Here is a 21,032-nt window from a genome sequence, read left to right as displayed (position 1 = left end):
AGAAGTTGACAAGAACGCGCCAGAGAATGGCATAAGCGGCTTATTCATGCTTTTGCCGGATCCGCGCTGCCGCGGCCCTTTCCAGGGTTTTCCACCTGACCCGCTCGGCAATACGCTGCAATGGCGTCTGCCCACTGCGCCGCACGTCTCTCAGCAATTTCTGATAATTCGCCAGACGGTCCGGATCGATCGCGGCGCGGACAGCGCACCCTGGTTCCTGAAGATGGGTGCAATCGCGGAACTGACAGCGTGACGCGTGCAGTTCGATATCGTCGAATGTGGCTGCCAGGGTTTGTTCATCCGTATCGGGCCGCCACGTCCTTAATCCCGGCGTATCGATCAGGCATGCGCCATCCCGGCAAATATGCAGGGAGCGGGTTGTTGTCGTATGCATGCCCCGGCCATCTCTTTTACGCACCCCAGCTGTCGATTGCCGCGCCAGTGTCAGCGAATTGGTCAGCGTCGATTTGCCGGTACCGGAGGCGCCCAATAAGCAGACCGTCTGACCGGTTTGCAGCCACGGCGCCAATTGCTCGCATTCCCCTGCCGATAATGCATTCAGGAAAATAACCGGTATTGCCCGAGGCAATCGATGCTGCAGCTGAGAAACGCGTGCCGCAGTATCCTGGCCGATATCGGCCTTGGTCAATACAACGACAGGTGCGATATCGGCCGCCTGCACCATGGCGATATAGCGTTCGATGCGGCGGGGATTGAAATCGTCGTCCAGGCCCATGACGAGCAACGCCGTGTCGATATTGGTGACGATTAACTGGCGGCGACCGTCATTGGCGCGACGGGCGATTTCCGTAATGGGCGCCAGGCGGGCGGTGGCCCACCATTCGCCGTGCTCTCTGGAGCGTGCCACCACCCAGTCGCCGACGGCAAGTTCGTCCTCATACAACCTCGGTAATGGCCGGGCCGTATATTCCGTGCTGCCGTCATGCAGCAAGAGGCCCTCGCGCTGGAGTTGGGTGATGCGCATCAGGCAGTCGCCTGGTGCGGTGTCGAGTGTCGCCAGTTGGGCGGCGATTTGATTGTTCAGTCCGATGTTGCGTAATGCATCGAAGTCGATCGTGATCATGATGGTGCGGTTCCTGAGATTCGGTCACGCGCGCGGGCGCGCGCAGTCAGCCGGCCACGCGGGGCGCGGGCGGCAACGAAAAGCGGGAAAGTCGGCGCGCGATCGGGCGCGGCGTTACACCAGACTACAGATCGGAAAAGCGGGTGCGGACGTGTGCGCGGATCAGGCGGCCGACAGGAGGGCAATATCCGGCGTATGCATGAGTTCTCTCCTGTGGGGTAAGTGGGAAAGATGCCAGTTTGTCACTGCCGGTCTATCCCGTCAACTCATTCCTGGCGAGGAAGCCTCAGAGAGCGATCCCGACTTCCGTCGACAAAACGCCGTCGCCAGCAAGACGCTGAGCCGCGCGCCGCACCGTGCGCACCTCGCATGCGGCCGGCGCCAGCGCGGCGCGCATGACGGCCAGCGCCAGCTCGGGTTGCGACGCGCCGCACATGAAGATGTCGGCGGCGGCAAAACACTGCTCGGGCCACGTGTGGATGGAGATGTGCGATTCGGCCAGCAATACCACGCCGGTGACGCCCTGGCCAGGCCCGAACGCGTGAAAATGGCTGTGCAGGATGGTGGCGCCGGCTGCGACAGCAGCGTCGCGCAGCAGGACTTCAAGGCGCTTGCTGTCGGCCAGCAGCGCCGGTGCCGCGCCGGACAGGTCGGCCAGCACGTGCGTGCCTTCTGCCTGGTACGACAGGGCCGTCATTTATGGCCGCCACCGCCGCCCCAGCTGCCCCCGCCTGTGTGCGACGACCAGCTGCTGCCGCGCGAACCCGACGAGCTGGGGCCGCTGGCCAGGTTGACCCAGCTGGCGATAACGGAAAACAGCAGCACCACGACGCCATAAATCAGAAACTTCATCGCTTGTCCGTTGGATCGTTCATCGAATCGAGCATCATCGCCGGCAGGTACAGCGCCGCGCCTCCCAGTACGCTGTATAGGAACGTGCCGCCGAAGTTGGCCAGCAGCGGAATGGCATTACAGATCACCATGATGATGATGAGCCAGCGGGCAGTGTCGCGGTAGCGGGTCAGCTTGACGCCGGCCTTGGGCGGCATGCCGCGCGCCTTGACGGTTCCCGCCGCAGGCTTGCCGAACCAGGTATTTAACTGGTCCTGGGCGACGGCATGCGATTTCGACCACGTCAGTTCCGTGGCCGTCCGTTCGGCGGCCAGCTGTGCCGGGCCCCGTTCGTATTCGACGACGTGCGTCACGTCGCCCGCGCGCACGCGCCAGTTGAAGGCGCCGGCGGCAAACGTCACCGTGGCATCGTACTCATACAGCTTCTTGTACTCGACGCTGTTCAGTCGCGCCGCGCCGTTGCTCGCGCGCGGCCAGTCGTCCAGCACGACGGACTTGAACCAGCCCTCGCTCGTCTCGACCAGCCAGGTAAAACCGGCGCGGGGGCCGTACAGCAAGTATTCCGTCCATGCGCTGCCTTCGTCGTCGACGCGGCGCATGATGCCGATGATCGTTTGCTTCTTGTTGCCCAGCCGGCCCTGGGCGCCCAGTTCGAGGGTCGTGGGTACCTTGCTGACACGTTCGCCGGCGCGCAGCACTTCGGCCTGCGGGCTCGATGCGTCCAGCTGCGTGCTGCACGCGCGGCACACCAGCATCGTCGTCAGGCCGGGCAGGTACTGGATCGGACTGCCGCAGGACGGGCAGGCCAGCGTGGTCAATTTACCGCGGTAATGCCCGGCCGACTGCCGGATCGCGTCCTCGTCGCGCAGCAGCTGGCAGTTCAGTCCTTCCAGCGTGACGGAAACGCCCGTGTACAGCTGCGGCAGCGCCCCATCGGAGTAATCGAGCGTGATGAACGCGGGCCCCAGCCGCAGGTCGGCCACGCGCGCCTGCCAGCCGGCACCGACGGCAAACGGCAGCTCGCCCTGGCCGCCCACGCAGTCGGCCGTACGCACGTCGCCGGCGATGTAGCGCTCCTTGCCGATGGCGTATTCGAGGCCGGGACGCAGCGTTTCGAAAGCGGGCAGGGGTGCCGGCGCCTCGCGCGCCGTCGTGATGGTGTACTGGCCGGACGCATCGCCCAGCCAGCCGCTCTTGCCATCGTCGAACAGCAGGTGCCATTCGTTCCACATGCCGGCGTCATAGCGCAGCTGCAGCCGGCCGACGACCGTGAACGGCTTCTTGCCCCAGGTGCCACTGGTGCCGAGCTGGATCGGCGAATAATCCTCCAGCACTTCGGCGACCTTGCCCAGGTCGCGCACGGCGCCCGGATCTTTCAGCACGGCGGTGCGGCAGAATTCGCACACGGCCATTACGGACGCGTGCGAACGGAAGCGCACGCCGGCGCCGCAGCTGGGGCAGTTCACTGTCAGCAAGAGAACATCAGCCGATCAGTTTTTTCAGCAGCTCGGCCTTGGTGCTGTCGTAATCGGCCGCCGAGATCAGGCCCTTGTCCAGCAGGCCCTTGAGTTTTTCCAGGCGCGCCTCGATCGACTCCTCGGCCGGTGCGGCGACTGGTACGGGCGCCATCGCCTGCGGCGCGGCCGGCGTCAGCGAGGCGCCCACGGCTTGCCCCATCGCCTGGCCGATTGTCACGCCGGCACCCAGGCCCGCGCCGATGCCGGCAATGCCGCCTTCGTTCTGCGCCGCCAGCGGGATCGCCGTCGCGGTCTGGTAGCGCGTAAAGCCTGCCATCTTGTCGGCGGACAGGCCGCCTTTCATGCCGGCGGCGATACGCTCGTCCAGCGCCTCCTGCAGTTCTTCCGGCAGGCTGACGCTGGCGACGTTGAACTCGTCGAGCGCAATGCCGTAGCGGGCGAACGCGTCGGCCAGGTCGCCTTTGACTTCCTGCGCCATCAGCGCCTGGTTGGCCGCCATGTCGAGGAAGGCGACGTTGGCGCCGCCCAGCGAGCTGGCCATCGTCGCCAGCAGGATGCCGCGCAGCTGGTCTTCCACGTCGTCGCGCGTAAAGGCCGCGCGGGTGCCGCTGATCTCCGTGAAGAATTTCCGGGCATCGGCCACGCGGTACGAATACATGCCAAACGCGCGCACGCGGATCATGTCGAAATCCTTGTCGCGGATCGTGATCGGCTGCGGCGTGCCCCATTTGCGGCCCGTCTGCACGCGGGTGCTGAAGAAGTAGACGTCGGACTTGAACGGCGCGTCGAACAGCTTGTCCCAGTTCTTCAGGTTCGTCAGCACGGGTAACGTCTGCGTCGTCAGCTTGTGCGTGCCGGGGCCGAACACGTCGGCGATCTGGCCTTCATTGACGAACACCGCCACCTGCGATTCGCGCACCACCAGCACGGCGCCATTCTGGATCTCGAAGTCCTGCATCGGATAGCGCCACGCCAGCACGCCTTCCTCGTCCTCGTTCCACTGCAGGACATCGATAAACTGCTTCTTGATAAAGCTGCCGATACTCATAATGCCTCCGGGACGATGTTCAGGAAATGCAGGCGGCGTTGATGCCGCCGATGGCCAGCGAGATGGCGCCGAGCAGGGCGCCGAAGGCGCTGTTGCCGGACTCGATCTGGTCCTTGGCCATCTTCAGGGTGCGCGTCGTGACGGCATAGGCCAGTGCCTGCACGATCATCGCACCGAACGCCCATCCCGCGAATTCCTGGTAATTGGCCGTGTGCAGCAGGCCGGACGCGATCGTCAGCGAAAAGCCCAGCAGCGCGCCGCCCAGCGACAGCGCGGCCGCGTGATTGCCTTCGCGGATCAGCGCGACTTCGTCAAAGGGCGTCATCCAGGTGTAGGCGCGGAAGAACACGGCCAGCAGCACGGCGGCCACGACCAGATGGATCAGATAATTTGCGATGGCGTACACGATTTGGTTATAGTGCTTGGCTTGCCAGAAGGTAAATATAGTAAGCGATAACCACGTCGATGACCAAAAAAATTCTGATCCTTTCCGTGTTCGTCGTCGCGTCGTGCGGGCTGGCTTACGAACTCATTGCCGGGGCGCTGGCCAGCTATCTGCTGGGCGACTCGATCCTGCAGTTTTCCACCATCATCGGCTGCTACCTGTTCGCCATGGGCGTCGGCGCGCACCTCTCGCAATACGTCAAGGACGAACACGTGCTGGCCCGTTTCGTCGACATCGAACTGGCCGTCGGTCTGGTCGGCGGCCTGTCCGCCGCGCTGCTGTTCCTGACGTTCGCCTGGGCCGCCGCGCCGTTTCGCGTGCTGCTGTACGTGATCGTCTTCCTTGTCGGTGCGTTTGTCGGCATGGAGGTGCCACTGGTGATGCGCGCGCTGAACGCGCGCCAGACGGCGTTCTCGGAGCTGGTCAGCCGCGTGCTGACATTCGACTACCTCGGTGCGCTGGCCGTTTCTCTGCTGTTCCCGCTGGTACTGGCGCCGCATCTGGGCCTGGTGCGATCCGGCTTCCTGTTCGGCATGCTCAATATCGGCGTGGCGCTGTGGACCATTTATGTCTTCCGCGCCGAACTGACGGACCTGACGGGCCGCACGCTGCGCGCCTGCGCCGTGCTGGCCGTGCTGACGTTTGGCTTCGCCGGCGCGGACCGCCTGACGCAATGGGGAGAGCATGGCCTGTTCGGCGACGAAATCGTCTACGCCACCAGCACGCCCTACCAGCGCCTCGTCATCACGCGCTGGAAGGACGACCTGCGCCTGTACATCAACGGCAACCTGCAGTTCTCGTCGCGCGACGAATACCGTTATCACGAGGCGCTGGTGCACCCGGCCCTGGCAGCGCTGCCGTGGGCAAAACGGGTGCTGGTACTGGGTGGCGGCGACGGGCTGGCGCTGCGCGAAATCCTGCGTTATCCACAGATCGAACACGTGACGCTGGTCGACCTGGACCCGGCCATGACGGCTGCGTTTAAAAACCGCGCCGAGCTGCGCCAGCTGAACCGCGACAGTTTCCACGACAAACGAGTCACCGTCGTCAACGCCGATGCCGCCATCTGGCTGCAGCAGCAGGAGGGCACGATGTACGATGCCGTCATCGTCGATTTTCCCGATCCTTCCAGCTTCGCGTTGGGCAAATTGTATTCGGTGCCGTTTTACGGACTGCTGAAAAAACACCTGGCGGCCAATGGCGTCATGGTCGTGCAATCGACGTCGCCGTTCTTCGCGCCGCACGCCTACTGGACGGTGGATGCGACCTTGCGCGAAGTGGGCCTGCGCACGTATCCGTATCACGCGTACGTGCCGTCGTTCGGCGAGTGGGGCTTTATCCTCGCCTCGCCGCAGCTGGACTACCGGCCGCCTACGTCGTATCCGCTGCCGATGCGCTTCCTGAACGGGCAGACGACACGCGAGATGTTTGCCTTCCCGCCCGACATGCCGAAACTGGCGCTGCCGCCCAATCGCCTCAACACCCAGTCGCTCGTGCATGAATTCGAGCAGGACTGGCACCGCACGATCCGCTGATGGAGCGCCGCAGTTTTCTCTTTGCCGCCGCCGCCGGTGCAGCCGCCGTCAGCGCCGGCGTCGGCTACCGGCGCTGGCAGGAAATCGATCCCGTCGTCCGTGCACCGGGTCGGGAATTGGGCCACTACCTGCGCGACCGGGGTAGCGTGCCGCCTCCTTCCGAGGTCATCGACACCGATGTCGCCATCTTCGGTGCCGGCATGGCCGGGCTGACGGCGGCCTGGCAGTTGCGCCGCGACGGCCACGACGATTTTCTCGTTGTCGACGGCCCCGAGCCGTTCGGCAACGCGGCCGGCGGCCAGTACGGCGACCTGGCCTATCCCACCGGCGCGCACTATCTGCCGGTGCCGTCGCGCGACTGCACGCACGTGCGCGAGATCCTGTCCGACCTCGGCATCCTCCAGCGCGATCCGCATGGCGACAAGCCGTACTACGACGAGCGCTATCTGTTGCATGCGCCGGAAGAACGCCTGCTGGCGAACGGGCGCTGGCACGAGGGGATCGTGCCACGCGCGGGCGTGCCGGCGGCGGAACTGGCCGAGCACGCGCGCTTTTTTGCGGAGATGGAGCGGCTGCGCGGCCTGCATGGCAGCGATGGCCGGCGCGTGTTCACACTGCCCAGCAGTGCATCGTCGCGCGACCCCGCCTGGCTGCAACTGGACACGCTGACATTGAAGGGCTGGTTCGAGCGCAATGGCTATACGTCGCCCACCTTGTACTGGTACGTCGATTACTGCTGCCGCGACGATTATGGCGCGAGCGCCGCCACCGTGTCGGCATGGGCCGGCCTGCACTATTTCTGCGCCCGCGGCGGCACAGCGGCCAACGCGGGCGATGGCGCGTGGCTGACGTGGCCGGGCGGCCTGCAGCCGCTGGCCGCCGGGCTGGCGGCGCGAGCTCGCGCGCGACGGCTGTCCGGCGCCGCCGTCTCCATCCGGGAAGTGGAGGGCAAAGTGGAGGCGCTGTGCTGCGCGCTGGAACACGGCAAGCCGCGCAGCTATCTGGTGCGCGCCCGCAAGGCGATCTGCGCGATGCCGCTGTTTGTCGCCAGCCGCGTGGTGGACAATATCGCGGCGTATGGCTTCGATCCCGTGCGGCACTTGCCAGCCACGGCACCATGGCTGGTGGCCAATTTCCTGCTGCGCGGCTTTCCCGAAGAACTGCCGGAAGCGCCGCTGGCGTGGGACAACGTCGTCCTTCGCCCCGAGGGCGGTCCGCAACTGGGCTACATCGTCTCGACGCACCAGGACATCCGCGTTGCGCCGCCCGAGCGCACCGTGTTCACGACCTACGCGGCGCTGTCGCATCTGTCGCCACTGGCCGCGCGACGCTGGCTGCAGTCCGCGTCTTCCGACGAGCTGCTGGCGCTGGCTGCTGCCGACCTGCACGCGGCCTATGGCCGCGACGTGGGCCGTTACGTGGAGCGGGCCGACATCACGCTGCGCGCGCATGCGATGGCCGTCCCGCTGCCAGGCTTTCGCAGCAATGCCGGACTGGCGGCGCTGCAGGCACTGAATGGACCGCTGCTGTTTGCGCACGCGGATCTGTCCGGGTTTTCCGTGTTCGAGGAGGCGTCGTGGTGGGGCGTGCAGGCGGCGCGCAAGGCATTGACGCTGCTCTGAGCGACTTGGCGGAATAGCCGCTGCGGCGGCGGAAAGCCAGGCCGCATCGTCGTCCCGCCATCGTCGAGGATTGTGGATGCGTGTCCTGGCGGTGCTGGCGTAACGCCCACCGCTACGTCAGCCCGTGATTTCGACGACGCGGCCGTTCAGCTGCTGCACGGGGCGTGCGTTCATCGGGTACAACTTGCGGAACGCGGCAAGCTGCCTTTTCGAGATATCGACAGGCTGTTTCAGGATCTGCCAGTGCACACCTTCGCTGCAGGGCGGCGTCGTCAGGGAGCCTGTGTAGGCATAGTAGTCGTGGTGCGCGGGCAGCAGCGCGCCCAGGTCGAATTCGCCCTCCACGGCATGCTTGTCGCCGGCATGTGGCGGCAGTGCGGCAAACAGCGGCTTCAACGCAGGATTTTCCTTACCCTGCTTGAACAGCACGGCGACGACCGCCAGTTCGCCGGCGTCGTTGCGGTGCACAAGGTGCGCCACCAGCGGGTAGTGCTTGCCGTTGACCGCCTCTTCGCTTGGGGTATGGAAGTGGAACTGCACGACGTGATAATCGCCACTGGCCAGGTGTACGGTGCCCCCGTCGGGCAGGTTCACCTGCACGGTGTGACCGTTGTTGACGATTTCAGCATTGCTGGCGGCATAGTGGAAATCAATCGGCGCTGGTGCCCCGTGCCTGACGGCGCGAATGTCGATTGGCGACTGCGCCTTGCCCAGTTTGCAGGTGGCGAAGTCCGGTTCCAGGTCGCCCCAGTGCGCCGTGCCTGCCTTGCCCCGGTAGTCCCAATGGGCCGGCGTGTGATCGGCAGCCTGAACGCTTGCCATGGCCGCCAGTGCGGCGGCTGCCACCAGCATGTATTTTGTTTTCATCGATAACCCTGTCAGAAGAGGACGCTCGCCAAAGTTTCATTGCGGCGAGAACCTGCTCACATTAGCAACGATGCCGTTCAGATTTCGTTATCGAACGATGAGGGGAAACTTAAGGCGGAGCATCAACGCCGGTGCCGCGCAAGAAACCGCCAGATGACGTCATTGGCGTCGACATCGCGTGTGGTCTTCCCCAGCGGATGGCCGACATTGAACGGATCGGCGCCCGGCCACGTGTGGCCGCCATTACGCACTGTCGCCAGCGCCACGCTTTGCTGGCCGTTGTCTTGTTCCTGCCACGTGACGGACGTGCCGTCAGTCGCGTCCGTGTCGATGATGCGGCGGTTGGCCTCCGTTGCCACCATGCCGTTGCGTTTCGCCCAGTAGCCGTAGCTGTCCTCGGCCGACAGGTAACCCATCGGCTTGCCGCCGTAGGCCACGACCTGATCGGCGGTGCCGTGTACCAGCAGCACGCCGACCTTGCCCGGCTTCGTATGGTGCTGCACGACCGGTTCCGGCGTGGGGCCGCCCACCGATGCCACCGCCGCGAACAGGTGGGGCAGGTCGGCCGCCAGGCGCAGCGCAAAGAAGCCGCCGCGCGACAGGCCGGTGGCGTACACGCGGCTGGCGTCGATACGGTAGTCCTGCTCCAGCTTGACCAGGAGGGCCTCCGTGAAGCCCGTGTCGTCGCTTCCTTCCAGGTAGGGCATGCCGAAACCGACATTCCAGTCCTGCTTGATACCGGCCGGGTAGACCACGATGAAGCCATGCTTGTCCGCAGCGCGGTTCATCCCCGTGTACAGCATCTGTTCGGCCATCGTCATGCCGCCGCCGTGGAAGTTGAAGACAACCGGGAAGGGTTTGGCGGGCTGGCTGTCGTAAGAGGGGGGCGTGTAGACGAGGTAGCGACGCTTTTCTTCCTTGTGCACGAGGGTTTTGATTTGCGCCAGCGCCGGGACGGCGGTGCAGGCAAGAAGAAGGACACTGAACAGGAATTTCATGGGCATACCCGGAAAAAGATCGAGCACGCAGCATAGGAAACGGGTGGTGAATTCCCGGTGAAATCGCGCCGCTTTCAGTGTCCCGGCAATGGCGCGATATCGACGCGGTACGCGGCCGTATCGGCGTGGAAGTCGATACGCCAGCGCATCGCGCCAGCGATGCGGTGCAGCAGGTTCTGGCCATGCTGGAAACCCTGCATCGTGCCGGCGCGTGACGGATCGACCGTGTTGACGACGCTCAGCACCCCGCCGGCCCACGAGACTCGCAGCAGCGCACCGGCGCCGCCATGGAAGAATGCATTGCCCAGGCAGTTATTGAGCAGCAGCGTCGCCAGATGGCGGTTGCCGAGCACCGGCAGGCGGTCGGGCAGGTCGAGCAGGTCAAGCTTCAAGCGCTCTTCCGCGCTGTCGCTGTCGAGGAGACGCAGCAGGCTGTCCTCGATGCAGCCGCGCAGGTCGAAGGACTCGCACGCAATGTGCTCCGCGCGGGCCAGCGCGAACAGCACGTCCACGGTCTTGCCGATATCGGCCAGGCCGGCGCGCAGCTCGGCCATCTGCCGGTCGTCCAGCGGCCGGTGGCCCGCCTGCGCCAGGGTGTTGGTCATCACGGTCAGCGGCGTGCGCAGCTCGTGACTGACGTCGCGTGTAAACGCGTGTTCACGGCGCAGCGCCCCTTGCAGGTCGTCGAACGTCGTCGCCAGTTTTTGGGCCAGATAGCCGATTTCGTCGCGCCGGTCGCTGGCGCTGAAGGCAGCGGGGGAGGCGGCCCCCAGATGGCGTACTTCGTCCGCCAGCACCTGCAATGGCGCGACGAGGCGCCGGGACAGCCACCACGCCACCAGCAACGCCACGGCGACCAGTCCGAGTGCGACCGCCACGAGAAATCCGCCGACCTTCTGGAACAGTTGAGAGACCACGAGGATCGGGCCGACGTCGGCCAGCAGGTAGACGCGCCGTCCAGGCAGGTCGAGCGTGCGCAGGTGATAGTGCTGCCCGGTGTCCGTGAATATTTCGCCGCGGGTGCGGCCGGCGCCGATGTGCTCGCGTACGACAGCCGGCAGTGCGTCGACGCTGTCGTAGGCGGCCACCAGGTCGCCGGCGCCCGGTCGCTGTTGCGCGGCGATGGTGGCCGCCTCGCGTTCCAGCAGCCGGTCGATCACGGCATCTTCGGTGACGTAGGAAATGACGAGCGCCAGTCCCGTGTAGGCCACGCACAGCAGCACCGTAAAACCCGCCAGTGCGGCAAACAGCTTATGCCGGATCGACGTGAACATGATGGAGCCGGTAGCCGAGCTGGGGGATGGTCGCGATGAGGTCGGGCGCGCCGGCCTTTTCAAGCTGCTTGCGCAGTGCGTAGACGTGCGATTTCAGTGCGTCGCTGTCGGGCGGATTGGCGCCCCACAGCTCGTGCATCAGCGTCGAGCGCGACACGGCATGCGGATACGCGGCGCACAACGCCAGCAGAATCCGGAAGCCGGCGCCGGTCAGCGCGACAGGCACGTCGCGATACAGGGCGCGTTTCTCACGCGGCAGCAGTGTCAGTGGCCCGACGCGTGTTTCCTGGCGCACGTGCAGCTGGCCGCGCCGCGCCAGCGCTTCGCAGCGCAGCGCCAGTTCGCGCAGGTCGAACGGCTTGGTCACGTAGTCGTCCGCGCCGCCGTGAAAGCCGCGCGCCTTGTCCTCGAACGCATCGCGCGCCGTCAGCATCAGCACCGGTACGTTGCGCGGCGCGTTCGCTTTGATTGCGCGGCAGACGTCCAGGCCATCCATGTCCGGCAGGTTCAGGTCGAGCAGTACGACGTCGTAGGCGCCACGCGTGGCCAGATCGATGGCCAGCGCGCCGGTGCCGGCATGGTCGGTCTGCCACTTCAGGCCATCGAGGAAATCCACGATCTGGCGCGCGATGGTCGGGTGGTCTTCGACGACCAGGATGGACAGGGGGGGACGGTGCATTGGCATGGGCATCGGGGACTGATCGCTCGTCAGTATAGCTGCAAGCCACAATACAAAGCCGCGCTGCAAAGCCGCCAGGACACTGTGGGAACAGGGCAATCGGGCCGGCCACTGCCTGCGCAGCGACCGCGATCGCGCTATGTTGGCGGCGGACGGAACGGCAGGGCCAGCGACGACGCCTGCGATTGCGCCGACGGCCGACCTACTGACGCGACAGGTCAACGCCATAACCGATATTCCAAAACGATATAGCACTGGCCGAAAACGCCATATTTCAATAGTAGCAATCGTCGCTACACTGGCGCCGTTTCCATCATCCGGCCCGCCATGAAAATCACCAAGCTGACCTTGTACCGTGTTCCACCCCGGTGGATGTTCCTGAAAATCGAGACCGATGAGGGCATCACGGGATGGGGCGAACCTGTCATCGAGGGCCGGGCGCGCACCGTCGAGGCGGCGGTCAACGAGCTGTCCGAATATTTGATCGGCCAGGATCCGCTGCGCATCAACGACCTGTGGCAGGTGATGTACCGCGGCGGCTTCTATCGCGGCGGCGCCATCCTGATGAGCGCCATTGCCGGTATCGACCAGGCGCTGTGGGATATCAAGGGCAAGGCTCTCGGCGTGCCCGTCTACCAGCTGCTGGGCGGCCTGGTGCGCGACCGCATGAAGATGTACAGCTGGGTCGGCGGCGACCGGCCGGCCGACGTCATCGACGGCATCCGCACCTTGCGCGAGATCGGCATCGACACGTTCAAGATGAACGGCACCGAGGAGCTGGGCATCATCGACACGGCAAAAGCGGTCGATGCGGCGGTGGCCCGCATCGCTGAAATCCGCGCCACGTTCGGCAGCGAGATCGAATTCGGCATCGACTTCCATGGCCGCGTGGCCGCGCCGATGGCCAAGGTGCTGCTGCGCGAGCTGGAGCCGTACCGCCCGCTGTTTGTCGAGGAACCCGTACTGGCCGAGCAGGCCGAATACTATCCGCGCCTGGCCGAGAGCACGTCGATTCCGCTGGCGGCCGGCGAGCGGATGTACTCGCGCTTCGAATTCAAGCACGTGTTCCAGGCCGGCGGCATCGCCATCGTGCAGCCCGACCTGTCGCATGCGGGCGGCATCACGGAGTGCGTCAAGATTGCCGCGATGGCCGAAGCGTATGACGTGGCGCTGGCGCCGCATTGCCCGCTTGGCCCGGTCGCGCTGGCCGCCTGTCTGCAGGTGGACTTCGTGTCGCACAACGCCGTGCTGCAGGAACAGAGCATGGGCATCCACTACAACCGTGGCGCCGAGTTGCTGGACTACGTGGTGAACAAGGAAGACTTCCAGATCCAGGATGGTTATTTCGCACCGTTGCCGAAACCGGGCCTGGGCGTGATCGTTGACGAGGAACGCCTCATCGCCGCCAGCAAGGCCGTCACCGATTGGCGCAACCCGCTGTGGCGCCACCCGGACGGCAGCGTGGCCGAATGGTGACGCGCCAGCCGGCCCTGGTCGGCATCGACTGGGGCAGCACGAGCCTGCGGGCATACCTGATCTCGGCCGACGGTGCCGTGCTGGAAGAACACGCGGCCGCCAAGGGCGCCTCGACCTTGCAGGGCCACTCCGCCTTTGTCGCGGCGCTGCAGGAGGTCGCCGGTGCCTGGCGCGAGCAGCACGCGACGCTGCCGCTGCAGGCCTGCGGCATGGTGGGCAGCCAGCATGGATGGCTGGATGTGCCATACGTGCGCTGCCCGGCTGGTGCCGCGGACCTGGCGGCAGGGCTGCGCCAGCCGGACGACACCAACCTGCGCATCGTGCCGGGCGTGCTGTGCGACGACGGCAAACTGCCGCCGGACGTGATGCGCGGCGAAGAGACGCAGATCGTCGGCGCGCTGGCGCACCACGCTGAACTGGCCGACAGCTGCGTGGTCCTGCCCGGCACCCACTCGAAATGGACGCACGTTGCGCAAGGCCGCATCGTGCGTTTTGCCACGCATATGACGGGCGAACTGTATGCCGTGCTGCGCCAGCATTCCGTGCTGGGCCGCCTGATGACGCCGGAAGTGCCCACCGATGCCGATGCGTTCCTGCGCGGTGTCGGCGCGGCACGCGACCACGGAAACCTGGGCCTGCCGCACCAGCTGTTTGCCGTGCGCAGCCTGGGCGTGACGGGGCAGCTGCCCCATGCGGCGTTGGCCGAATACCTGAGCGGGCTGCTGATCGGCCACGAACTGCGCGCTGGTCTGTCCTGGCGCACCGGCCACGCGCTGGCCAACAAGCCGCTGGCGCTGGTGGGCGCGCCGCAATTGTGCGATCGCTACCAACTGGCGCTGTGCCACTTCGGCCAGCCGGCCGACCTCGTGCTGGACAACACCGCCCCGGCCGGCCTGCTGGCGCTGGCGCGTGCGGCCCAACTCATCTCCTACTGAAAACAACACGATGTCCGACCTGACCACCGCTTTCAATACCGCCTTTGCCAGCCTGCCCCTTGTTGCCATCCTGCGCGGCCTGCGCCCGCAGGAGGCCGTGGCGATCGGCACCGCCCTGTACGACGCGGGCTTTCGCCTGATCGAAGTGCCGATGAACTCTCCCGAACCGCTCGAATCGATCGCGCTGCTGGCCCAAAGCCTGCCGCGCGATTGCCTCGTCGGCGCCGGCACCGTGTTGTCGACGGACGTTGTCGCGCAGGTGCAGGGCGCGGGCGGCCGGCTGATCGTCATGCCCCATGCGGACACGGAAGTCATCCGCGCGGCCAAGGGGGCGGGCATGATCTGCTGCCCCGGCGTCGCCACGCCGACGGAAGCCTTCGCCGCCATCAAGGCGGGTGCCGATGCATTAAAACTGTTCCCGGCCGAACTGATCACGCCAACGATCGTGCGCGCCATGCGCGCCGTGCTGCCGGCCGCGCTGCCATTGCTGCCCGTCGGTGGCATTACGCCGGAAAACATGGGCGAGTACCGCGCCGCCGGCGTCGCCGGCTTCGGCCTTGGCTCGGCGCTGTTCCGGCCCGGCATGGATGCCGCCACGGTCGGCACCAACGCGCGCCGCTTTGCCGCCGCGTGGCACTAAAAAAATCAGGCCATCGCGCCACCCCTCATCGGAGACAATAATGACGAAACACTTCCCGCGTACCGCGGTTGCCCTCGCATGCGCCATCGCCGCCGGCGGCGCCATGGCGCAGACTGTCCTCACCATCGACGCCACCGCGCCTGTGGCCAAACCCGTCACCGGGCACCTGCAACTGGGCACGGCCGTGTCGCCATCGGGCGGGCGCCTGGAGGCGAACAACCAGTATCTGAGCCTGGACGGCCAGCCGTGGATGCCGGTGATGGGCGAATTCCACTACAGCCGCAGCCCGGCCGACACGTGGGAAGCGGAGCTGCGCAAGATGAAGACGGCGGGTATCACCGTCGTCGCCAGCTACGTCATGTGGAATCACCATGAGGAACACGAGGGCAAGTACACGTGGCAGGACAACCGCGACCTGCGCCGTTTCATCGAACTGTGCGCCAAGGTGGGCCTGAAGGCCGTCGTGCGCGTCGGCCCGTGGGTGCATGCGGAAGTGCGCTACGGCGGCATTCCCGACTGGGTCGTCACCAGCATGCGCACGCGCGGCGACGATCCGGAATACCTGCGTTACGTGGGCCGCTTCTATGACGAGATCGGCCGCCAGTTGCGCGGTCAATACTGGAAGGACGGCGGTCCGGTCATCGGCATCCAGCTGGAAAACGAATACAACCTGACGGGGCCCGACCAGGGCGCCCAGCACATCGCCACACTGAAAAAGCTGGCGCTGAAGGCGGGCATGGACGTGCCGTTCTATACCGTCACGGGCTGGGATGGCGCCGTCTATCCGTCCGGCCAGGTCACGCCGGTGTTCGGCGGCTACCCGGATGAGCCGTGGAGCACCAGCACGACGGAGCTGCCCCCGAAGGAGACGTACGCGTTCCGCTTCGACAGCCGCGTCAGCGGCGACCTTGGCGCGCAGACGGCCGCCCAGGCGCCTGGCACCGCCGAAACGGACATCGCGCTGACGCCGTTCCTGGGCGCGGAGTATGGCGCCGGCTTGCCGTTCATGTACCGCCGCCGTCCCGTCGTCTCGCCGGACGATATCGCCTCGATGCTGCCCGTGCAGCTGGGTTCCGGCGTGAACCTGATGGGTTACTACATGTTCCACGGCGGCCGCAATCCGATCGGCGACAGCACGCTGGAGGAAAGCACGCTGTCCGGCGGCTATAACGACACCACGGCCGTCAACTACGATTTCCAGGCGCCGCTGGGCCCGGACGGCCAGCAGCGCGCCGTGCTGACGAAACTGCGTCCGTTCCACTACTTCATGCACGATTTCGGCAGCCGCCTGGCGCCGATGACGGTGCGCCGTCCGGCCATCACGCCGGCCAATGCAACCGACCTGAAAACGGCGCGCGTGGCGCTGCGCGCCGCGGGCGACAGCGCCTTCCTGTTCGTGAACAACCACGTGCGCCAATACCCGATGCCAGCGCAGAAGGACATCAAGTTTGCCGTCAAGCTGCCTGGCGGTACCGTCGAATTCCCCCGTAAAGGTGTCGACGTGCCGAACGGCGCGTATTTCGTCTGGCCCGTCAATTTCGATATGGACGGCACGTGCCTGCGCTACGCGACGGCGCAGCCGGTCACGCGCCTGGACCAGGGCGCAGCCGGCATCACATACGTTTTCGCCGCCAGCGCGGGCGTGCCGGTGGAACTGGCGATCGATACGCCGGCCGGCACCACGGTCGATGCGCCGCGCGTGCAGCGCACCGCAGGCAGCGTGCTGGTGGAGGGGGTCAAGCCGGGCACCGGCACGGCGCTGACGGTGCGCCGCCAGGGCGGTCGCAACGTGAATGTGCTGGTGCTGTCGCCGGAACAGGCGCAGCAGCTGGCCGTGGGCGACTTCGCCGGCCAGCGCCGCCTCGTGCTGAGCGCCCAGCAGGCGTGGTTCGACGACGGCGCGCTGCAACTGCGTTCGGCCGGCAGCAACCGCTTCCGCGTGGCCGTCTACCCGGCGCTGGCAAAGGCGCCTGCTGAGGTCAAGGCGGCCGGCCAGGACGGCGTGTTCCAGGCGTACGAAGCGCAACTGCCCGAGCGCAAGCCGGTCGTCAACGTGACGCCCGTGCGCGCGGCGCAGCCGGCACCGGCCGTGATGCGCGGCGGCCTGGCCAAGGCGGCCATCCAGCCGATCCCCGAAGCCTGGCGCGCGGCCGGCACGTGGCGTATCGACCTGCCGCAAAACGCGCTGGAGGGCCTTGACGACGCACTGCTGCAACTCGACTTCACGGGCGATATCGGCCGCCTGCTGGCCGGCACGCGCATGGTCGACGACTGGTACTACAGCGGCTACCCATGGCAGATCGGCTTGAAGGAGCTGACGGCCGCCGGGACCAAGGGGCCGCTGACATTGGCCGTCTTGCCCCTGCGTGCCGATGCCCCGGTCTACATCCCGCGCGAAGGCCGCCCCGATTTCGGCGGCCAGCCGCAGATCGCCCGCGTCAACAAGATCAGCATCGTTCCCGTGTACCGCCTGGCGATCAAGCCGTAACACGACCGACGCAAATAAGAATTCAATCACGGAGACTTTACCCAAATGAGCAACAACCAGACGATGTTTGGCCGCCGCCGCGCGATCGCCGCTGCCGCCGCCGCCCTTTGCACGATGCCCGCCTGGGCCCAGACTGCCGATACCGCTGCCGAACCGCAGCAGGTGGTCGTGACGGGCATGCGCGCCAGCCTGTCCAAGGCGCAGGACCTGAAACGCAATGCCGACCAGGTCGTCGATTCCATCGTGGCCGACGATATCGGCAAGCTGCCGGACGCGAACGTGGCCGAAGCGCTGCAGCGCATCACGGGCGTGCAGATCTCGCGCAGCCGCGGCGAAGGCGACCGCGTGCAGATTCGCGGCCTGTCGCAAACGCAGACGTTATTGAACGGTCGCTCGATCTTCACCGCCGGCAAGGAGCGCGGCCTGTCGTTCCAGGACGTGCCGGCCGAACTGCTGGCCGGCGCCGACGTCTACAAGACTCCGACGGCCGACCAGGTCGAAGGCGGCATCGGCGGCGTGATCGACCTGCGCATGCGCCGGCCGTTCGACTTCGCCGGCATGAAGGTGGCCGGCACGATCAAGGCGACGGACGCCGACTACGCCGACAAGCGCAACGCCGAAGGCTCGCTCCTGGTCAGCAACCGCTGGAAGGTGGGCGGCGGCGACTTCGGCGCGCTGCTCAGCGTGGCGCACCAGAAGCGCGACTACCGCTCGGACACGCAGGAAATCGGCGCGCCGGCCCAGCTGGCGGACGGCTCGGGCACCTACGCACCCATCGGCGCCTGGTATTCGTACGAGACGGGCGAGCGCGAACGCACCGGCGTGAGCGCCACCCTGCAATGGCGCCCGACGCGTCAGCTCGACTTCTACCTCGACGCGAACTACACGAAGCTCGACACCACGACCGACACTTACGGCTTCTACGGCACGCCATACTGGCCGAACTACAACGCGGCTACGAATGCGGGCGCGATGTGGCCCAAGGGCCCCGTCACGACGGCCGCCGACGGCAGCTTCCAGAAGGGCACCTTCTTCGGCGCGGACCTGACGACGTCCGGCTACATCGGCGACAACAACACCAGGACGCGCCAGCTGGCGATCGGCGGCAGCTGGAAGGCCGACGGCTGGGTGGTGAAATCGGAACTGGGCCACACCAAGAGCGATTTCGCCCGCATCTACCAGGAAGTGCGCTTGGGCGCGGCATCCACGGCGTTCACATACGACCTGACGACGAAAATCCCATCCGCCTACCCGGAACTGGCGAACCAGGATGACCTGGTCAATCCGTCCAAATACTGGGCCAGCAAGGCGCTGTACTTCCGCCAGAAGAACGACGGTAAAGAGACCGTGTGGCGCGTGGACGGCGAACGTTCCCTGGACAGCGATTTCATTCCGCGCGTGCGCGCCGGCGTGCGCCTGTCCAACCGCGACGCCAGCAGCAGCGAAGTCAATACCATCAACGACATCTGGAACGCCGCCGGTACCGGCGCCGTGGCTGGTGCGCTGCCGGGTCTGGCCAGCCAGATCGGCGTGACGCCGCACAATGACCTGCTGAAACGCGAAGGCGGCGGCACGTGGCCGACGCAGTGGCTCTCGATCGCCAACCTGGACTGGCTGCGCAACACGCAGGCCAGCCGGGAAGCCATCGGCCTGCCCGTGCCGGACTTCGATGCGGCGCAGACGTTCGACTTCAGCGAAAAGACCCGCGCCATCTACGGCATGGCCGACTTCGAAAGTGAACTGCTGGGCAAGGCCGTCTCCGGTAACGTCGGCGTGCGCTACGTGAAAACGCGCACGGCGCGCGGCTACTCGATGCTGGAAAACGGCACGTATGTACCGCGTTCGAACAGCACCAGCGACGACGACGTCCTGCCAAGCCTGAACGTGCGCATGGAGCTGAGCGACAAGCTGGTGGCCCGCGTGGCCGCGTCGAAGGTCGTGACACGCCCGAACTTCGACCAGCTGACACCCAGCCTGTCGCTGAACGCCAACGACCGCACCGCGTACATGGGGAACCCGGACCTGCAGCCGCTGACGGCCAAGCAGTTCGATACGACGCTGGAGTACTACATCAGCAAGAGCGATTACCTGTTCGGCGCGGCGTTCTACAAGAAGGTCGACGGCTTTATCCAGACCACGCCAGGCACCTTGCAGTACGCCGGCACGACGTATGACGTGTCGACGCCGACGAACGGCAAGGACGGCACGATCAAGGGCGTGGAACTGGGCTACCAGGGCTTCTTCACGAACCTGCCGGGCATGCTGCGCGGCCTGGGCCTGCAGGCGAACTTCACGTACGTGGACAGCAAGGCGCCGGGTCCGATCGGCGGCCAGGAGACGTCGCTGGAAGGGCTGTCGCGCACCAGCTACAACATCGTCGGCATGTACGATTACAACGACTTCGGCTTCCGCCTGGCGTACAACTACCGCGGCCGTTACCTGTCGGGCACGAAGAACTACTACGTCAACAACGGTAATACGCTGGCGCAGACGCCGCTGTACACGGACGGCTACGGCATGGTCGACGGTTACATGAGCTATGCCGTCAGCAAGGCCGTCAAATTGTCGTTCGAAGTCAGCAACCTGACGCGCACGTCGCGCCGCAGCAGCTACGGCGCCACCGGCACGCCGTTCGGCCGTTACGTGGACGACCGCCGCTTCGCCCTCAGCCTGCACGCGGACCTGTAATGGCGCACCGACCGCACGAAGGCGAGGCGCTGTCGCTGGCGTTGCCCCATCGTGCGGCGCTGGGCGACGGCCTGCTGTGGCAGCCGGGCGCCGCGCGCTGGTGGTGGACGGACGTGCCGGCCGCCATGCTGTACGCATGGGATGACGGCGCGCCGTCGGCTTATGCGTGCCGCCTGCCGGACCGCGCCGGCAGCGTCGCGTTCTGCCGCTCAGGGCGAATGCTGGTGGGATTGGCCAAGTGGCTGTGCTATGCCGAGACACCGGCCGCCCCGTTGCCGGCGCGGCTGGCGTTGCAGCCTGTCGTGGCGGTCGATCCGGCCGAACCACGCACGCGCGTGGGTGACGGCCGCACCGACCGTGCCGGCAATTTCGTCTTCGGCACGCGCAACGAAGCGACCGAAGCGCGCGCGATCGGCAGCTTTTATCAGTTCTCGCATGCGCACGGGCTGCGCCGCCTGGCGCTGCCCGCGGCGGCTGTCGCCGGCAGCATCTGCTTCAGCCCCGATGGCGGCACGATGTACTTCAGCGATGCCGGGCGGCGCCACATCCTGCAATGCGATTACGACGCCGACGGCGCCCAGGTCGCGGCCGTGCGCCCGTTCTCCCAGCTGGTCGATGGCGACTCCCGCCCGCACGGCGCCGTCATCGACAGCGAAGGATGCTTGTGGAATGCCGAATGGGGCAGTGGCCGGCTGACGCGCTATGCGCCCGACGGTGCCGTCATGCGCAGCCACCTGCTGCCGGTGGCGCATCCGACCCGGCCGGCATTCGGCGGCGCGGCGTTAGACAGGCTGATGGTCACGAGTGCCGGTCCACGCGGCGCCGGCAAACCGTCCGCGCCGGGCGCGGGCAGCCTGTTCGGCCTGGCGACGCCGGGCGTGCGCGGCATCGCCGATACCTTATTCAACGATGGCTGAGGCCAT

Annotated in this window: 18 protein-coding genes; 8 read left to right on the top strand and 10 right to left on the bottom strand. The window is 66.2% G+C overall.

The window, feature by feature from the left end:
* Positions 1–40 precede the first annotated feature (40 nt).
* The 6 genes from rsgA to E1742_RS15790 form a co-directional block, all read right to left on the bottom strand.
* Entirely contained in the window at positions 41–1,084 is a 1,044-nt protein-coding gene (gene rsgA / locus E1742_RS15810; protein WP_134385951.1) for a ribosome small subunit-dependent GTPase A, read from the bottom strand.
* Between the two features lie 286 nt (positions 1,085–1,370).
* Complete coding sequence (gene speD, locus E1742_RS15805) at positions 1,371–1,781, bottom strand: adenosylmethionine decarboxylase (RefSeq protein WP_134385950.1); 411 nt, start codon at positions 1,779–1,781, stop codon at positions 1,371–1,373.
* Complete coding sequence (locus E1742_RS26205) at positions 1,778–1,936, bottom strand: hypothetical protein (protein WP_166793498.1); 159 nt, start codon at positions 1,934–1,936, stop codon at positions 1,778–1,780. The genes speD and E1742_RS26205 overlap by 4 nt, the downstream gene beginning before the upstream one ends.
* Complete coding sequence (locus E1742_RS15800) at positions 1,933–3,402, bottom strand: DUF4178 domain-containing protein (RefSeq protein WP_229466842.1); 1,470 nt, start codon at positions 3,400–3,402, stop codon at positions 1,933–1,935. Before E1742_RS15800 ends, E1742_RS26205 begins: the two co-directional genes overlap by 4 nt.
* Before the next feature lie 16 nt (positions 3,403–3,418).
* Positions 3,419–4,462 carry an SPFH domain-containing protein gene (locus E1742_RS15795; RefSeq protein ID WP_134385948.1) on the bottom strand — a complete coding sequence of 348 codons (1,044 nt, stop codon included), beginning with the start codon at positions 4,460–4,462 and terminating at the stop codon, positions 3,419–3,421.
* A 19-nt stretch (positions 4,463–4,481) separates the two neighbouring features.
* Positions 4,482–4,868, bottom strand: coding sequence for a DUF350 domain-containing protein (locus E1742_RS15790; RefSeq protein ID WP_134385947.1), 387 nt, complete (start codon positions 4,866–4,868; stop codon positions 4,482–4,484).
* 59 nt (positions 4,869–4,927) lie between these two features.
* On the opposite strand from E1742_RS15790, the gene E1742_RS15785 reads away from it, so the two are divergent.
* Both E1742_RS15785 and E1742_RS15780 read left to right on the top strand, forming a co-directional pair.
* On the top strand, positions 4,928–6,442 hold the full coding sequence (locus tag E1742_RS15785) for a polyamine aminopropyltransferase (RefSeq protein WP_134385946.1): 1,515 nt from the start codon (positions 4,928–4,930) through the stop codon (positions 6,440–6,442).
* Positions 6,442–8,064, top strand: a complete 1,623-nt coding sequence (locus E1742_RS15780) for an NAD(P)-binding protein (protein WP_134385945.1) — start codon at positions 6,442–6,444, stop codon at positions 8,062–8,064. Before E1742_RS15785 ends, E1742_RS15780 begins: the two co-directional genes overlap by 1 nt.
* A gap of 117 nt (positions 8,065–8,181) precedes the next feature.
* Here the strand turns inward: E1742_RS15780 and E1742_RS15775 are convergent, their stop codons facing one another.
* From E1742_RS15775 to E1742_RS15760, 4 genes are all read right to left on the bottom strand, one after another.
* The gene (locus E1742_RS15775; RefSeq protein ID WP_134385944.1) at positions 8,182–8,931 is read right to left on the bottom strand and encodes a carbonic anhydrase; all 750 of its coding nucleotides are present in this window, start codon (positions 8,929–8,931) and stop codon (positions 8,182–8,184) included.
* Positions 8,932–9,053: 122 nt separating this feature from the next.
* The gene (locus tag E1742_RS15770; RefSeq protein WP_134385943.1) at positions 9,054–9,929 is read right to left on the bottom strand and encodes an extracellular catalytic domain type 1 short-chain-length polyhydroxyalkanoate depolymerase; all 876 of its coding nucleotides are present in this window, start codon (positions 9,927–9,929) and stop codon (positions 9,054–9,056) included.
* A gap of 74 nt (positions 9,930–10,003) precedes the next feature.
* Complete coding sequence (locus tag E1742_RS15765) at positions 10,004–11,203, bottom strand: sensor histidine kinase family protein (RefSeq protein ID WP_134385942.1); 1,200 nt, start codon at positions 11,201–11,203, stop codon at positions 10,004–10,006.
* Entirely contained in the window at positions 11,181–11,882 is a 702-nt protein-coding gene (locus tag E1742_RS15760) for a response regulator transcription factor (RefSeq protein ID WP_134385941.1), read from the bottom strand. Before E1742_RS15760 ends, E1742_RS15765 begins: the two co-directional genes overlap by 23 nt.
* Before the next feature lie 327 nt (positions 11,883–12,209).
* Here E1742_RS15760 and dgoD point away from each other — a divergent pair, with 327 nt between their 5' ends.
* Genes dgoD through E1742_RS15730 form a run of 6 tightly spaced genes read left to right on the top strand, consistent with a single transcriptional unit; the run spans position 12,210 to position 21,026 of the window.
* Positions 12,210–13,358: a galactonate dehydratase gene (gene dgoD / locus E1742_RS15755; protein WP_134385940.1), complete on the top strand. Its 1,149-nt coding sequence runs from the start codon at positions 12,210–12,212 to the stop codon at positions 13,356–13,358.
* Positions 13,352–14,293, top strand: a complete 942-nt coding sequence (locus tag E1742_RS15750; RefSeq protein ID WP_134385939.1) for a 2-dehydro-3-deoxygalactonokinase — start codon at positions 13,352–13,354, stop codon at positions 14,291–14,293. Before dgoD ends, E1742_RS15750 begins: the two co-directional genes overlap by 7 nt.
* A 10-nt stretch (positions 14,294–14,303) precedes the next feature.
* Positions 14,304–14,933 carry a 2-dehydro-3-deoxy-6-phosphogalactonate aldolase gene (locus E1742_RS15745; RefSeq protein ID WP_134385938.1) on the top strand — a complete coding sequence of 210 codons (630 nt, stop codon included), beginning with the start codon at positions 14,304–14,306 and terminating at the stop codon, positions 14,931–14,933.
* Between the two features lie 40 nt (positions 14,934–14,973).
* Positions 14,974–17,421, top strand: coding sequence for a beta-galactosidase (locus E1742_RS15740; protein WP_134385937.1), 2,448 nt, complete (start codon positions 14,974–14,976; stop codon positions 17,419–17,421).
* Positions 17,422–17,466: 45 nt separating this feature from the next.
* Positions 17,467–20,109: a TonB-dependent receptor gene (locus E1742_RS15735; protein ID WP_134385936.1), complete on the top strand. Its 2,643-nt coding sequence runs from the start codon at positions 17,467–17,469 to the stop codon at positions 20,107–20,109.
* Positions 20,109–21,026, top strand: coding sequence for an SMP-30/gluconolactonase/LRE family protein (locus tag E1742_RS15730; RefSeq protein ID WP_134385935.1), 918 nt, complete (start codon positions 20,109–20,111; stop codon positions 21,024–21,026). The genes E1742_RS15735 and E1742_RS15730 overlap by 1 nt, the downstream gene beginning before the upstream one ends.
* The last annotated feature ends 6 nt before the right edge of the window (positions 21,027–21,032 follow it).

The sequence above is a fragment of the Pseudoduganella plicata genome (assembly GCF_004421005.1).
GTDB lineage: Bacteria > Pseudomonadota > Gammaproteobacteria > Burkholderiales > Burkholderiaceae_D > Rugamonas > Rugamonas plicata.
Note: the sequence above shows the minus strand (reverse complement) of the source record. Positions and strands in the feature narration are given on the sequence as shown.